This window comes from Acidaminococcus timonensis (assembly GCF_900106585.1).
Lineage (GTDB): Bacteria > Bacillota > Negativicutes > Acidaminococcales > Acidaminococcaceae > Acidaminococcus > Acidaminococcus timonensis.
Map to the genome: position 1 here is coordinate 369,749 of NZ_FNWH01000005.1, position 14,182 is coordinate 383,930.

The 14,182-nt window shown below is 53.4% G+C and carries 12 protein-coding genes and 1 other annotated feature; of the genes, 3 read left to right on the top strand and 9 right to left on the bottom strand.

Annotated features, from left to right (window positions below; translation table 11 throughout):
* Nucleotides 1-85 precede the first annotated feature (85 nt).
* Both BQ5462_RS03700 and glsA read left to right on the top strand, forming a co-directional pair.
* Complete coding sequence (locus BQ5462_RS03700) at nucleotides 86-1,492, top strand: alanine/glycine:cation symporter family protein (protein WP_071142067.1); 1,407 nt, start codon at nucleotides 86-88, stop codon at nucleotides 1,490-1,492.
* A gap of 17 nt (nucleotides 1,493-1,509) precedes the next feature.
* Nucleotides 1,510-2,451 (top strand): glutaminase A, encoded by a 942-nt coding sequence (gene glsA, locus BQ5462_RS03705; protein WP_071142068.1) that lies wholly within the window; start codon nucleotides 1,510-1,512, stop codon nucleotides 2,449-2,451.
* Nucleotides 2,452-2,595: 144 nt separating this feature from the next.
* Here the strand turns inward: glsA and BQ5462_RS03710 are convergent, their stop codons facing one another.
* From BQ5462_RS03710 to BQ5462_RS03730, 5 genes are all read right to left on the bottom strand, one after another.
* Complete coding sequence (locus BQ5462_RS03710) at nucleotides 2,596-3,957, bottom strand: aspartate-alanine antiporter-like transporter (protein ID WP_071142137.1); 1,362 nt, start codon at nucleotides 3,955-3,957, stop codon at nucleotides 2,596-2,598.
* 116 nt (nucleotides 3,958-4,073) lie between these two features.
* On the bottom strand, nucleotides 4,074-4,949 hold the full coding sequence (locus BQ5462_RS11645; protein ID WP_407923319.1) for an IS3 family transposase: 876 nt from the start codon (nucleotides 4,947-4,949) through the stop codon (nucleotides 4,074-4,076).
* Nucleotides 4,916-5,494 (bottom strand): helix-turn-helix domain-containing protein, encoded by a 579-nt coding sequence (locus BQ5462_RS11650; protein WP_071141679.1) that lies wholly within the window; start codon nucleotides 5,492-5,494, stop codon nucleotides 4,916-4,918. The genes BQ5462_RS11645 and BQ5462_RS11650 overlap by 34 nt, the downstream gene beginning before the upstream one ends.
* Before the next feature lie 347 nt (nucleotides 5,495-5,841).
* Complete coding sequence (gene serA, locus BQ5462_RS03725) at nucleotides 5,842-7,431, bottom strand: phosphoglycerate dehydrogenase (RefSeq protein ID WP_071142069.1); 1,590 nt, start codon at nucleotides 7,429-7,431, stop codon at nucleotides 5,842-5,844.
* A gap of 72 nt (nucleotides 7,432-7,503) precedes the next feature.
* Nucleotides 7,504-7,707: a binding site (T-box leader), on the bottom strand.
* Nucleotides 7,708-7,751: 44 nt separating this feature from the next.
* Entirely contained in the window at nucleotides 7,752-8,735 is a 984-nt protein-coding gene (locus BQ5462_RS03730; protein ID WP_071142070.1) for a DNA recombination protein RmuC, read from the bottom strand.
* 167 nt (nucleotides 8,736-8,902) lie between these two features.
* Between BQ5462_RS03730 and BQ5462_RS03735 the strand changes: the two genes are divergently transcribed.
* Nucleotides 8,903-9,511, top strand: a complete 609-nt coding sequence (locus BQ5462_RS03735) for a TetR/AcrR family transcriptional regulator (protein ID WP_071142071.1) — start codon at nucleotides 8,903-8,905, stop codon at nucleotides 9,509-9,511.
* A gap of 37 nt (nucleotides 9,512-9,548) precedes the next feature.
* On the opposite strand, the gene BQ5462_RS03740 is transcribed toward BQ5462_RS03735, so the two are convergent.
* The 4 genes from BQ5462_RS03740 to BQ5462_RS03755 all read right to left on the bottom strand — a co-directional run bounded on the left by BQ5462_RS03740 (nucleotide 9,549) and on the right by BQ5462_RS03755 (nucleotide 14,100).
* Nucleotides 9,549-11,663 (bottom strand): heavy metal translocating P-type ATPase, encoded by a 2,115-nt coding sequence (locus BQ5462_RS03740; RefSeq protein WP_071142072.1) that lies wholly within the window; start codon nucleotides 11,661-11,663, stop codon nucleotides 9,549-9,551.
* Nucleotides 11,664-11,695: 32 nt separating this feature from the next.
* On the bottom strand, nucleotides 11,696-11,989 hold the full coding sequence (locus tag BQ5462_RS03745; protein ID WP_071142073.1) for a DUF6110 family protein: 294 nt from the start codon (nucleotides 11,987-11,989) through the stop codon (nucleotides 11,696-11,698).
* Between the two features lie 417 nt (nucleotides 11,990-12,406).
* Nucleotides 12,407-12,679, bottom strand: a complete 273-nt coding sequence (locus BQ5462_RS03750; RefSeq protein WP_083378061.1) for a type II toxin-antitoxin system RelB/DinJ family antitoxin — start codon at nucleotides 12,677-12,679, stop codon at nucleotides 12,407-12,409.
* Nucleotides 12,680-12,786: 107 nt separating this feature from the next.
* On the bottom strand, nucleotides 12,787-14,100 hold the full coding sequence (locus BQ5462_RS03755; protein WP_071142075.1) for an ATP-binding protein: 1,314 nt from the start codon (nucleotides 14,098-14,100) through the stop codon (nucleotides 12,787-12,789).
* Between the last annotated feature and the right edge of the window lie 82 nt (nucleotides 14,101-14,182).

Genomic DNA, 14,182 nt, shown 5'->3' on the forward strand with positions numbered 1-14,182 from the left:
TCATCTATTTCCCCGATGGCCTGCTTTTCCTCTATAATGAATTCAGTAAATAGTTACACAATTCAAATAGGGGAGGAATGCAACAATGATGGAATTCCTGGACGCTGTGGATGGTATCCTGTACTATCCGATCCTATTGATCGTGATGGGTGCCGCCGGGTTGTATTTCAGTTTGAGGATGGGTTTTGTACAGGTACGGTGGCTGCCGGAAGCACTGCGTCTCCTGATGGTAAAGCCCAAGGACAAAAACGGGACGTCTCCCTTCCAGGCGCTGATGGTTTCCACCGCGGCCTGCGTGGGCACCGGCAACATCATCGGCGTGTCCACGGCCATCTGTCTGGGAGGCCCTGGTGCCGCCTTCTGGATGACCCTGATGGCCATCATCGGTGCGGCCTCTTCCTTCACGGAATGTACCCTGGCCCAGATCTTCAAACGGAAAAAGGCAGACGGTTCTTCCTACGGAGGGCCTGCCTATTACATTGAAGATGCCCTGCACAACAGGGTCATGGCCACAGCATTCGTCATCTTCCTGCTGCTGACCTACTCTTTCGGATTCAATCTGCTCTGTTCCTTCAACGTGCAATCCACGTTTTCCGTCTACAGCTTTTACCATCCGGAGACCACCCCGGCTGTCATCGGGGCTATCCTGGCTCTTCTGGTAGGCGCCTGCGTCATGGGCGGGGCCAAAGCCATTGAAAAGGCCGCCGGCATCCTGGTCCCTTTTATGGGAGTGGCCTATGCCCTGGTGACCATCCTGGTCCTGGCCCTGAACTTCCAGGAAATCCCCCGGGTGCTGGAAGCCATCCTGCATGACGCCTTCAACTTCCGGGCCATTTTCAGCGGCATTGGAGGCTCCTGCCTGATCATGGGCATCAAGCGGGGACTGTATTCCAACGAAGCCGGTGTAGGATCTGCCCCCAATGCGGCCGCCGCGGCCACGACCACCCACCCGGTAAAACAGGGCCTGGTCCAGATGCTGTCCGTATACATCGATACGGTGATCCTCTGCAATGCAACGGCCTTCATGTGCCTGGTATCGGAAGTCCCCGGCAATGCGGAAAACGCGGGCGCCCTGTGGGTACAGACTTCCCTGCACAAGGTGCTGGGTGATTTCGGTCCCCTGTTCATTACAGTTTCCATGCTGGTATTTTCCTTTACCACCCTGATCGGAAACATTTACTACTGTGAAAACGGTCTGGCGTATCTGAACCACAAACGGATCCCCGGCAAAAAATTCATGAGAGGGTTCCACCTGTATGCAGTCCTGATCGTTTTCCTGGGGGCCATCATTCCCATGGCTGCCGCCTGGGATCTGGCTGACATCATGATGGGAGGAATGACCCTGATCAACCTGACAGCCTGCGTCCTGCTCAGCAGCGTAGCCGTCGGAGCCTATCAGGATTACAAAAAGCAGAAAGAAGCGGGCCAGGATCCCTGTTTCAAAGCAGCATCCCTTGGCCTGCCCACGGATGAACTTGATTTCTGGAAATAACCCAAGGAGGAAGAACCATGGTCATGGATAAAACAGAAATCCAGGAAATACTGGAAAAGGCCCTGGCAGCAGGGCGACAGGTTTTGTATGAAGGCAAGGTAGCCAGCTACATCCCGGAACTGGCCAAGGCCAATTCCGGGAATCTGGGAGTGTGCCTCATGCGCAGGGACGGCAGTACGTACTGTGCCGGGGACTACGACATTCCCTTCACCATGCAGAGCATTTCCAAAACGTTTTCCCTGATCCTGGCCCTGCAGACAGCCGGCTACGACAAGGTATTCAGCAAAATCGGCATGGAACCCACCGGAGACCGGTTCGACAGCATCCTGCAGCTGGAGCTGAAGGACTGGCGTCCCTTTAACCCTATGATCAATGCCGGCGCCATTGTCACGGCCAGCTGCATCGAGACCCCGGATCCCTTTGCCTCCTTTCTGGACCTGGTCCGGAAGCTGTGCGCCAATCCCCGCATCGACCTGAACCAGGACGTATACCATTCCGAAAAGAAGACCGGCACCCGCAACCGGTCCATTGCCTTCCTGCTGAAAAGCGACAATGTGCTGGACGGAGAACCGGAAGAGATCCTGGATGTCTATTTCCGCATGTGCTCCGTGATGGTCACCGCCCGTGATCTGGCCCATTACGGCATGGTCCTGTCCAACCACGGAGTGGACCCCGTAACCGGAGAACAGCTGGTGGATTCCACCATTGTACGCATTGTCACCACCCTGATGATGCTCTGCGGCATGTATGATGAATCCGGGGAATATGCCGTGAAGGTGGGCCTGCCCAGCAAAAGCGGCGTGGGCGGCGGCATCTGTGCCATTGCCCGCCACGGCATCGGCATCGGCACCTTCGGCCCCATGCTGAACAAAAAAGGCAACAGCGTGGGCGGAGAAAAGATCCTGCAGGTCCTGTCCGATTCCCTGGGCCTGCACGTTTTCGACACGAAAGAATTTTAAGGATCCCCTGGATATAAAAAGGGGGTGTGAAAAAATGCTTTTTCACACCCCGTCACTAGTCACCAGCTGATGGAAGCCAGCTGACGCTGGCGAAAAAAAGGCGCTGTGGATGATTTTTTCACAGCGCCTTTTTTGCATGCAATATCAGATGGGAAGCTTATGGATGATGATGGAGAAAATGACCATGAACAGCGTGGCCAGTGGCTGGGTAGCCCCATAAGAAACAGCCGGTTCATCACATTCCAGGGCATCTACGGCAGCGCCCAGGCCCGGAGCGGAAGTCATACCGCCGGTGATGGCACCGCTGAGCAGGGTCCAGTTGATATGGAACGCATAGCGGCCCAGCAGGAATCCGAACAGTACGGACAGGATGGCCACCAGGGAGGAAATGATTACGATCATATACCCGGCGCCGGTGATGGCATCGATGACCCGGTATCCGTAGTTCAGCCCGGTCCCGGCCAGGAATACGGACAGGAAATAGGTCCGCATCTTGCCCAGCACGGTAGAGTTCATCCGGAAGTTGACAGGGCCCACCTTACCGAGGGAGCCCAGTCCAAGGGAAACCAGGATGGCACCACCGGTGGAACCCAGGGAGAACATCCCCAGAGGCCCCATGAAGATTTTGATAGAACCCAGCACATACCCCAGGAACGCCGCCAGGGAAAATCCCACGAAATCCATGGGCACTTCCGGCATGGTGGAAGCGGCCAGCTTTTCGTTGTTCTTGATATCGATGGCCTTTTGGGCGAAATATTTCTTCTTTTCTTCCTCTACATCAAACCCGAAGAATTTGGGGATCACGTTGATTCCCAGGATCAGGAACAGCACCCCGAACGGATATCCGATGGAGTGGCCCACCCCTACGCCGGCCTTGGCTTCCGTCACAAAGACTTCTACATCTTCCGGACTCAGGGATTGGGTGTTTTCCAGTGTCATGGTTTCCGGTACCGCAGTGCCCCGAAGTTTGGCATCACGGGTTTTGGCCCCGTTCACAATGGCCAGGATCTTCTTCTGGGCCTTTTCAGGCTGGTTGGAAAAATCCTGTGCCAACCGTCTGGATTCACTGTCGGAAGACTCCGTAGCGGCAGCCAGACCCGCCGAACTGGTAAGAGCCCCGGTGTAAGTGCCGGTGATCTGGTACGGGCTCAGGTTGTCGAGAGCCTGAGAAAACCCATAGGAGGCCACTGCCCCTACAAAAGGAATGAAAATGGCCAGCGCCACAAACTGTTTTCCGAATTTGTTGATGGCGTATTTCATGTCCTTGGCAGCCAGCAGGCCGGTACCCACAATGAAGATCAGCAGGGCCAGGTTCATCAGAGAACCATCGATGATCTTCCCTTGCATGATCTTGGTGGCGGAAGCAAAATACTTGCTGCCCTTGGTGATGGTGGCAGCATATCGGGTCAGGAAGTAACCGATGGCCAGGCCTACGAACAAGGTCCCGGTGATCCCGAATTTGAATTTCCGGAATTTCAGTTCTCCGAACAGGTTCCCCAACGCCATGGTCAGAAACAGCAGGACCAGCGGGTTGAGAAAGAATGCGATCACATTGAATTGTGATGTGACCCCAAAAAGTTAGACCTTAGTAACGAGATGGTTTTTACTGTCTCGTTACTTTTTTATGCTGCCTGCAAGGAAAGCCTATATTGAACAGGACTTTTCCAGCATAGTTTTTCCTTGATCCTTTGCTCGTTATAGTATTTAATGTATCGTTCGATAGCGTTTTTTAGTTCTTCGTAGCTGTAGTAGATTACTCCATAATACATTTCCTGCTTCATTAAGCCGAAGAAATTCTCCATTACAGCGTTATCATGACAGTTGCCCTTTCGAGACATGCTTTGAAAAATTCGTCCTTTTTTTAGATTCCTGGCATAGGCCTTCATTTGGTATGCCCAACCCTGATCGGAGTGAAACGTTCTTCGATACGGACAATCAGCAGTAATTTCGATTGCTTCAGCTTGAGCTTCCAGTATGCTTTCAGCCGAAGGACGTTTTGCTATTCCATAGCTGATGATTTCATCATTGAACATGTCCAGGAAAGGATCCAGATAAAGCTTGTGCAGGGTCAGATGTCCCTGTGGATCTACTTCATAGTATTTGAATTCTGAAGTGTCGGTTGTAATCTTCTGATGTGGGATATTCGTCTCAAAACGACGATGTATTCTATTGGGAGCAATGGTTCCTACCTTACCCTTATAGGAGCTGTATTTACGGCTTTTCCGGGTAAAGGATGTTACCTGAAGGCTCAGTTCCTGCATGATACGTTGAACTTTCTTCTTGTTCACGCAAAGCCCTTGATTCTTCAGCTCACCGGTCATGCGCCGATATCCATAATCTTTATGCTGGCTGCGGATTTCCTGTATTTTGTCCTCTACTTCCTGGTCTGGATTCACGCGGTCAAACCGTTTCTGCCAGTACATATAGGTCGCTTTAGGCATTTGAGTATAGGAGAGAAGGTCTTTCAATTTGAATGATCTTCGGAGACTGGAGATGATTTTCGCAACTCTCTCATTTTTGCTTCGTCCTCTAAACGCAGTCTCCTCAGTTCTTTTAAAAAAGCATTCTCTATACGGAGTTTAAGGAGTTCATCCTCTAACTCCTGGACATGTTCCACACTGATGTCGACCATCGGCTGCTGAACCTGGGGATCTGTTTTTTTGGTTTGAGATTTGTTCAAAGTTCTCTTCCTGCCTTTTTTATGTGGCCGTAACGCTTCCGGCCCCGCAATTTTAAATTCATTGACCCATCTGGAAATCATGGATGGATTATTGATTCCTACTTGAATTGCCAATTCCTGATACGAGATTTCGTTTGTTAAGTAAGACTCTACCACAGAAAGTTTTTCTTTGAAAGAGTATATTTTTTGAGAGCGGGATCTCTTCAGTCCATTATCACCAAATGCCTTGTAAGCAGCAACCCACTTTAGCAGCTGGCTGCTACTTGCCATCCCATATTTACGTGAAATAGAAATACACCCTTCGTCACTGTTCAAGTATTCCAGTACTATTTTTTTCTTAAATTCATAGTTGTGTTTTGCCATAAAAAACTGACCCCCAATTGTTAGATTTTTGGTCTAACAATTGGGGGTCAGCTCATTGCATAATATTCCCCCCTCGATAAATAAAAATAAAAAAGAATAAAAAAGGAAAAAGATGAATTTATTTTACCGGAATGACATAAACTTTGCAATGGTCTCGAGAATTGTTTTAAATTACGGTAAATTGTGTTTTTACCAAGAGGATCCCTTACAATCTCGTTGTTTTTCCTATATTTTATGTCAATAATTTCGAATTTACAAGTAAGAATACTGTATAATGTTCGTATTTTACATGGACTCAAAAAAAGGATGTGGACGGCTCCACATCCTTTCAGGAGATTCGATTTTTCTTATAACGTAACGAAATCGGCGCTCAGGATCCCATCCAGCCCTTCGATCATCTTCAGGGTAGCCTTTTCCACAGGACTGTCCACGGTCATGATCATCATGGCACTGCCAGTCCTGGCGTTCCGGGCCACCTGCATGGTGGCAATGTTCACATGGGCGGCCCCCAGCAGGGTCCCGATCTGACCGATCATGCCGGGCTTATCATCGTTCTTGGCCAGGATCATGTAGTGTTCCGGCACCAGATCATACTGGTATCCCTGCACTTCCGTGATATGGGCCGTTTCATCCGGAGCCACCGTCCCCGCGGCGGTGAAGATTTTTTCACCGCTGTACACCTTGAGGCTGACCCGATTCAACCGGTCTTCCCCGTTCATCTTGCCCTCCACCACGGCTACGCCCCGGGTTTCGGCAGCCAGTTCAGCGTTGACCATGTTCACCCGTTCCTTCAGGATGGGATCGAACAGGCCCTTCAGGATGCTCCGGGTGATCAGCGTGGTCTCCAGCTGGGCGGCAGGACCTTCATACAGCACTTCCACCTTGTCCACCGGATCTTTTTCCAGCTGGTAGTACAGCTTGCCCAGGCATTCGCCCAGCTGCAGGTACCCCATCATGCCCTCCAGCTCCTGGGGATGCAGGGCCGGCAGGTTCACCGCATTGGGCACCATCTGCCCCTTCAGCACATTCACCACTTCCTGGGCGATGGAAATACCCACCTTATCCTGGGCTTCGGCCGTATCGGCGCCCAGATGGGGAGTCAGGGTGCACTGGTCCATACCGATCAGGGGAGAAATGGGTTTGGGTTCGTCCACCAGCACGTCCAGGCCGATGCTGGCCACCTGGCCTTCCTGGATGGCTTCCGCCACCGCCTGTTCATTGTACAGGCCGCCCCGGGCGCAGTTCACCAGCCGCACGCCTTTCTTGCACTTTTTCAGTTCTTCCTTGCCGATCATGTTGATGGTTTCTTCCGTTTTCGGCGTATGGATGGTGATCACATCGGACTTGGCCAGCAGTTCGTCCAGGGTCTCGCATTTTTCCACGCCCAGCCGTTTGAACCGGGCATCAGAAATGTACGGGTCATAGGCAATGACCTTCATTTCAAAGGCCTGCATCCGTTTGGTCACCAGGGCCCCGATCCGGCCCAGACCGATGATGCCCAGGGTCTTGTGGTACAATTCCACACCCTTCAGGTTCTTCCGATCCCATACCCGGCTTTCGATCATCTTCTGGGCACGCACCGTATTCCGGCAGGAGGCCAGCATCAGGCCGATGGTATGTTCAGCGGCGGAGATCACGTTGGCCTCCGGCGTATTCACCACGATGATGCCCCGTTTCGTGGCCCCATCGATATCGATGTTATCCACCCCGTTGCCGGCGCGGCCCACCACCTTCAGGTTCCTGGCAGCCTGGTAGAACTCTTCGTTGATCTTGGTCACGCTGCGGACAATGATGGCATCATACTCTCCCACGATTTTCAGCAACTCTTCCCGCGGGATATCAAATTTTACGGTAACTTCCAGGTCTGGCTGTGCTTTCAGCATTTCCACGCCTTTGTCCGAAATCCGTTCCACCACGATGACTTTTTTCTTGTCCATGTTCTTTCTCTCCTTAAATCCCAGTAAAATGGTAAAATAAAAACTCCCGTGCCTGACCCCCTAAACGGGTATGTCAAGGACGGGAGAACCTCTCACGTGGTGCCACCTTATTTCGCTGCAGCGCAGCCTCATTTCCAGGATAACGGCTTGGCCGGGTGGGTTGCGACCCCCACCATCTCAGGAGTGGATTCCACAGGATCTTCCGCTGCTTCGCACCGCCAGCAGCTCTCTGTAACAGGCAAGATCCTGTGTACTTGGTTCCTTCATAGATACTTTATACACTATATCAATTTAGGTAGTTCAAGCACTTGCTTACAATTCTAGTCATTGTCATTGGTATTGTCAAGTGCCTTCGTAAATTTTTCTGCCCGATCCAGGTGCTTTTTCAGGATTCTTGTACGGTCTCCCACGGACTCCATGGCAGACTGGGCTTCCGCCAGCTTCTTTTCCGCCCGTTCCACCGCCGTCGCGAAAACCCCCAGGTCGGTGTTGATCTGGGCCACCAGCCGCCACACCTGGCTGGTCTGCTTCTGCACCACCAGGGTACGGAACCCCATCTGCAGGCTGTTGACCACGGCAGCCAGGGTAGTGGGCCCCACCAGGGTCACCCGGTATTTCCGCTGGAGCTCGCTCATGAGTCCCGGGCGGGAGACCGCCTCTGCAAAAAGCCCCTCCAAGGGTAGATAAAGGAGGCCGAAATCGGTGGAATACGGCGGTGCGATGTATTTATCCCGAATGTCCTTTGCCTCGCTTTTAAGCCGGATTTCCAGCTGTTTCAGAGCCAGGGTCTCTCCATCCTTATCCCCGTCCTCCCGGGCCTGTACCAGCCGCTGGTAATCTTCCAGGGGGAACTTGGCATCGATGGGCAGCCACACCGGTGCATCTCCGGTACGCCCCGGCAGCCGGATGGCAAATTCCACCCGTTCCTGGCTGCGGGGCCTGATGGCCACGTTGGTGCCATACTGCTCCGGAGCCAGCATATCGCCCAGCAGATTCCCCAGCTGCATTTCCCCCCAAATGCCCCGGTTCTTCACATTGGTCAGGACCTTTTTCAGGTCGCCCACGCCCTGGGCCAGGGACTGCATGGACCCCAGTGACCGGTTCACCATGGCCAGCCGGTCACTGACCACGCTCATGGAAAGGGTCACCTTCTGATCCAGGCTGTCCCGCAGCCGGTCCGCATCCTCCCGGGCCTGCTGCTGCTGCAGTTCCTCCCGGTCCCCCAGGGCCTTCTGGAGCTGGTACAACATGACGATTAAAAAAATCAGGGCGCAGAGCACTGCTCCCAACAAAATAGTTTCCATGCAACATTCCGCCTTTCCCAGATTCTCATTCCATTATAACAAAAGAAAAGGGAACTTGCACGAACAAATGTTCCTTTCGACGGATTCCGCCCTCTTTCCGTTCTGCTCCTTTTGCGCTATAATAGAATTAATCACATAAGTAATTAATTCGGAAGGAGGGGTCCGTCATGCACAGACGGAACTCGGAAGAAACCATGCAACGGTTGCTGGACGCCGGCGCCGAACTGTTTGATAAAAAAGGGTACCACAATGTTTCCATCAAGGAGATCGGACGGCTGGCCGGCTGCAACAGCGCTCTGATCTCCTACCATTTCGGCAGCAAGCAGGCCCTGTACCAGGCCATCATCGAAAGCCAGCTGCAGGCCATCCAGCAGCTCCAGGAACGGCTGGACAAGGAAGGCCTGCCACCCCTGGAACGGCTGAAGGAATACCTCCACACCATCCTGAAAAGCCAGCTGGATCCCAAACGCCACATGATCATCCTGTATCAGGAACTGATCACTCCCTCGGGCCTGCTGAATTCCGATTCCTGGAGCCGTCTGTGCCGCATGGGAGATTATGTGCAGCAGCTGCTGGCCCAGGCCGCGGCGCAGGGGGAACTGAAATCCCCTGCGCAGAAAGAGGATTTCCGCTACGTGACCTTCATCCTGACCGCGGTGACTGAAATGCTGTTCCTGGTCAAAGATCTTCCCCTTTCCCTGAATCCGGACGGTCATCCTTCGGATGCCCTGCTGGGCAAGCTCATCGACTACGTCCTGAAGTCCATGCTGCCGTAAAAAAATGGCGCTGTGATTTTTTTCACAGCGCCATTTTTTATGCTTCCATCAGATCCGTCATGCTGTGGAGACTGATGGCAATGGTCGATCCGTTGTGCAGCAGCGCCGTTGTCGCCGGAGGCAGGATTCCCATCACCCCCAGACCGATCAGGCCTGCGTTGAACGTAATCACGAAATCATAGTTGAACTGGACCCGCTTCATGAGCAGGGTGCTGATTTCCTTCAGCACCACCAGCTGTTGCAGGTCATGGGCCGAAATGGTGATATCGGCGATTTCCCGGGCGATATCCGCCCCTTCGGCAATGGCCACACCGGCATCAGCTTCCGACAGGGCCGGTGAATCGTTGATGCCGTCGCCCACCATCACCACACGGTGACCGCTCTTTTTGGCTTCCTTGATGAACCGGGCCTTGTCTTCCGGCAGCACTTCGGCGTAGAACTTGTCCACCCCGATTTTGGCGGCCACTGCAGCAGCCGTCCGTTCGCTGTCTCCGGTCATCATCACCAGGTTCCTGAACCCGGCTTTTCTCAGGTTCTTCAGCACCTGGGGCGCTTCCGGCCGCAAGGGGTCCTGGATGCAGATGATGGCCACCAGTTTTCCGTCCAGTGCCATATAAATATGGGAATACTCTTCCGGCCGGTTTTCGTACAGGGCTTCTTCTCCTTCCGGAATCACACAGTGTTCGTCATCAAAGATGAAATGGCCGGATCCGATCACGATCCGCTTGCCATCCACCATGGACGCGATTCCGTGAGCCACGATGTATTCCACTTTGCTGTGCATCTCATCGTGGGTCAGGCCCTCGTCCGCTGCCTGGCGCACAATGGCGTTGGCCACGGAATGGGGGAAATGTTCCTCCAGACAGGCCGCATAGCGCAGCACTGTGGCACGGTCATACCCGTTAAAGCAAAGTACATCTGCTACTTTGGGTTTGGCCAGGGTCAGAGTACCGGTCTTGTCAAAGACAATGGTATCTGCCTGGGCCACAGCTTCCAGGAATTTGCCTCCCTTGACGGTGATCTTGTGAGTGCTGCATTCCCGCATGGCCGACAGTACCGCCAGGGGCATGGACAATTTCAGGGCACAGGAGAAGTCCACCATCAGGATGGACATGGCCCGGGTCAGATTCCGGGTCAGGAGATAGGTGAGCAGGGTTCCCCCCAGGCACCAGGGCACCAGGCTGTCTGCCAGATGGCTGGCCCGGCTTTCCAGGTTGGATTTGAAGCTTTCGGAATCCTGGATCATCTTCACGATCCGGTCGTACCGGCTGTTGCCGGCGCCGCCCTTCACCTTTACCACGATCTCTCCGTCTTCCACCACAGTCCCGGCATAGACTGTCAGGCCTGCCGTCTTATGGACCGGCATGGATTCCCCGGTCATGGAAGCCTGGTTCACCATGGCGTCGCCGCTCTGCACTTCCCCATCCAGAGGAATGGTGCTGCCCATCTTCACGCTGACCAGGTCCCCGGCCTGTACATCGGCCAGGGAGACTTCCACTTCCGTACCGTCCACCACTTTCCACACCGTATCGATGTGGAGGGACATATTGTCCGCCAGATCATGGACACTCTTCTGATAGGTCCATTCTTCCAGCAGTTCCCCGATCCGCAACAGCAGCATGACGGAACCGGCGGTACTGATGTCCTTCTGGAGCATGGCTGCCGTAATGGCCGTAGCGTCCAGCACCGGCACATCCAGCCGTCCATGGCGCAGGGATTTCAGTCCCAGCCGGATAAAGCCCAGGGTATGGTACCAGCACCGGGCCATCCGGATGGGCAGCGGCAGGAACCACTTGCAGGCAAAATGCCGGGCCAGGAGGGTCACCAGCCGGTTCCGGTACTGCCGGTTCAGCATCAGGGATCCGGCTTTTTCCCGGGTGGCTTTCCGCAGATCCGGATCATTCATGTTCAGCCGGGCCAGGGCTTTGATGATCCCGTCCCGGATGCTGCCGGCTGCGTCCGGCTTATACAGCACGGCGATGCCCGCAGCCCCGGCATACAGTTTCACCTTCCGGATTCCCGGGACCCGTTCCAGTCCGCCCAGGATGGCTGCTTCCTGTTCCAGGCTGAAGGAACGGACACTCCGTCCCTCCTGGGCCAGACAGCGCACCCGGATCCGGCCGGCTGTTTCATGTTGGATTTGAAATTTCATGGCGTTTCCGCTCCTTTCCCAAAGAAAAGAGCTTACTTCGCTTCGTCTTCAACTACAGCAGCAGCTGCTTCTTTCTTGGCTTTTTCCGCCGCTTCCGCTTCTTCCAGTTTCTGGTTTTCTTCCCTGGCAGCCGCTACGATATCATCAGCCTGTGCCTGCAGGGAAGCAGAGCTTTCCGCAGCGCACTTCTGTGCCCGCAGGGCAGCAGCGGTGGTCTTTACCAGCGCTTTTTTCACCAGGTTGGATTTCACTACCCGTTCACCCAGAAGGCCCAGGACAGCGCCCCCAGCAACCAAACCCGTTTTAATCCAATCTTCTCTTTCCATAGTCAAATGGCTCCTTTCGCCGGCTTGGCAGTTTTTCCTGCAAGCCCGTGTGAATTTTCCCCGGAGCATTTCGCCTATTAGGAAGCTGTGTAAACATGAGTCCGGCAGAGCGCCCGATCTTGGAAGACGGCCTAATACCACGTCCCCCAAGCCGCATTGTAATCAGTTCTCAAGTACCTTACTCCAGTATCAACCGGGATAATAGTAAATTATATCACAAAAATCAGGGGTTTTCATGAATCCTCGGGAAATCCCAGGTATTTTACCGAACTTTCACAGTTGGTTAGTCAAGACAATACGTCGTTTATTTCATTGGCATCTGTCCTGTCACCATTCCTTTCGAGTCTCTCCTCCCAAAAAAACCGGCAAAAAAAGGGCCGTGATTTTTTCACAGCCCTTTCTTTCCTGGCACAGTCTTTAAATATTGAAATCCTGCTTGATTTCCTCGAACATATCTTCCGGTTTCTTGACTGCTGCTTCCTGACTGGCGGCACTGTCTGCCGGAACCTGATGGACAGCTGCCCGACGGCAATCGGCGGAAACTTCAAACGGGATCCGGTTTTCCCGGACAGTCCTTCTGGCAAAGATGGTAAAAGCAGTGGTCATGTTCATGCCCACATTGCTGCAGAATTCTTCAAACTCTTTTTTCAGTCCCGCATCCATACGGATATTTACATTAACAGATGCCAAATCCATCAACCCCTCTTGTTTTGATGCCTTGCATTATACAGCCAATGCAACGGGATGTCAACAAAAAGGAGACATCTGAGTGCCAATTTTCTCCCCATCCAGCAGGATCAGCCCAGCAGGAAGCCCATATACATGGGCAGCTCCAGCACTTTTCCCTTTTTCATCACATTTTCCGTGCTCAGCTGGATGGCCTGTTCCACCTGGTACTTGTCCGGCTGCTGGAGCAAGGTCTTCAGGCTCTTGGTATTGCCGGTGGAAGGCGTGGCCTTGACCAGGGTGCTCTTGCCCTGACAGCGGATCACAAAATCCACTTCCAGGCCGGAATTTTTATGATAATAATACAGCTTCCGCCCGCTCTTGCTGAGAAGATCGGCCGCCAGGCTTTCATACACAGCGCCCTGGCATCCGGAAAGATCTCCCTGCAGCAGTTTCAGACGGTCCTCCCCGGTGAGCATGGCCGCGTACAGCCCCACATCCTTCATATACACCTTGAAGATGGTGTCGATGGCATGCCGTTCCAGAGGCAGTCCCGGTTCTGTCAGGTTGTAGCACCGGGTCACGATACCCGCTTCCTCCAGCCAGGTCAGTGTCCCTTCGAACTGGGACGCTTTGGACCCTTTTTTCAGCTGGGCATACTGGTACTTTTTATTTTCCTTGTTCAGCTGCAGAGGTACTGCATCCAGGACCGTTTTCAGCTTGGCCCGGGCCCGTTTGTTCACGGCCACGAACAGATTCTCTTCATAATCCTTCAGGATTTCCTGCTGTTTGGCCAGCACGGCATTCAGATCATGGGTCTGCACATAGGTTTCCACCACTTCCGGCAGGCCACCCACCACGGCATACTGCCGCAGCAGTTCATTCAGCCGCAAATGCAGGGCTTCCGGCACCGGTATTTCCTGATCCAGGCTCCGGTGCAGCATATCCAGGACCGGTGTGGTGATTCCATTGGCCCACAGGAATTCCTCGAAATCCAGCGGAACCATGTTCACCACGGTTTCACTCCCCACTGCAATGGACGCCGGTTCCTTGCCATACCCCTTTACGCCCAGCAGCGACCCACAGGCGATCACATCGTACCGTCCATCCTTTTTAAACGCTTTCAGGGCCGCCCGGGCCTCCGGACATTCCTGGATTTCATCCAGCACCAGCACCGTCTTGTAGGGTTCAAACAGGGCATCCGGCCCTACCAGAGCTGTAATCAGCATCACCAGGTAATCCACATCCAGGGAATCTTTGAAAATGGCCGCATAATCCGGCTTCTCCTGGAAATTCAGGTAGACCACATGGGCATATTCCTTCCGGGCAAAATCCAGGATAGAGGTGGTCTTGCCGCAGTGGCGGCAGCCCTTGATCACCAGAGGGTTGTGTTGGGGGACCTGTTTCCAGGTCTGCAGGAATTTTTCGATCTTGCGCTGAAGCATGGCACTCCTCTTTCTTTTGGCAAATGGAAAACAAAACGAAACAAAACAGCTTCTTATACTTTACAGGAAATGAAACGATTTT

Bases quoted from the DNA above. Each gene is read 5' to 3' on its own strand.
- BQ5462_RS03700 (WP_071142067.1), top strand. From the start codon at position 86: ATGATGGAATTCCTGGACGCTGTGGATGGTATCCTGTACTATCCGATC.
- glsA (WP_071142068.1), top strand. From the start codon at position 1,510: ATGGTCATGGATAAAACAGAAATCCAGGAAATACTGGAAAAGGCCCTG.
- BQ5462_RS03710 (WP_071142137.1), bottom strand. From the start codon at position 3,957: ATGGCGTTGGGGAACCTGTTCGGAGAACTGAAATTCCGGAAATTCAAA.
- BQ5462_RS11650 (WP_071141679.1), bottom strand. From the start codon at position 5,494: ATGGCAAAACACAACTATGAATTTAAGAAAAAAATAGTACTGGAATAC.
- serA (WP_071142069.1), bottom strand. From the start codon at position 7,431: ATGGACAAGAAAAAAGTCATCGTGGTGGAACGGATTTCGGACAAAGGC.
- BQ5462_RS03730 (WP_071142070.1), bottom strand. From the start codon at position 8,735: ATGGAAACTATTTTGTTGGGAGCAGTGCTCTGCGCCCTGATTTTTTTA.
- BQ5462_RS03735 (WP_071142071.1), top strand. From the start codon at position 8,903: ATGCACAGACGGAACTCGGAAGAAACCATGCAACGGTTGCTGGACGCC.
- BQ5462_RS03740 (WP_071142072.1), bottom strand. From the start codon at position 11,663: ATGAAATTTCAAATCCAACATGAAACAGCCGGCCGGATCCGGGTGCGC.
- BQ5462_RS03745 (WP_071142073.1), bottom strand. From the start codon at position 11,989: ATGGAAAGAGAAGATTGGATTAAAACGGGTTTGGTTGCTGGGGGCGCT.
- BQ5462_RS03755 (WP_071142075.1), bottom strand. From the start codon at position 14,100: ATGCTTCAGCGCAAGATCGAAAAATTCCTGCAGACCTGGAAACAGGTC.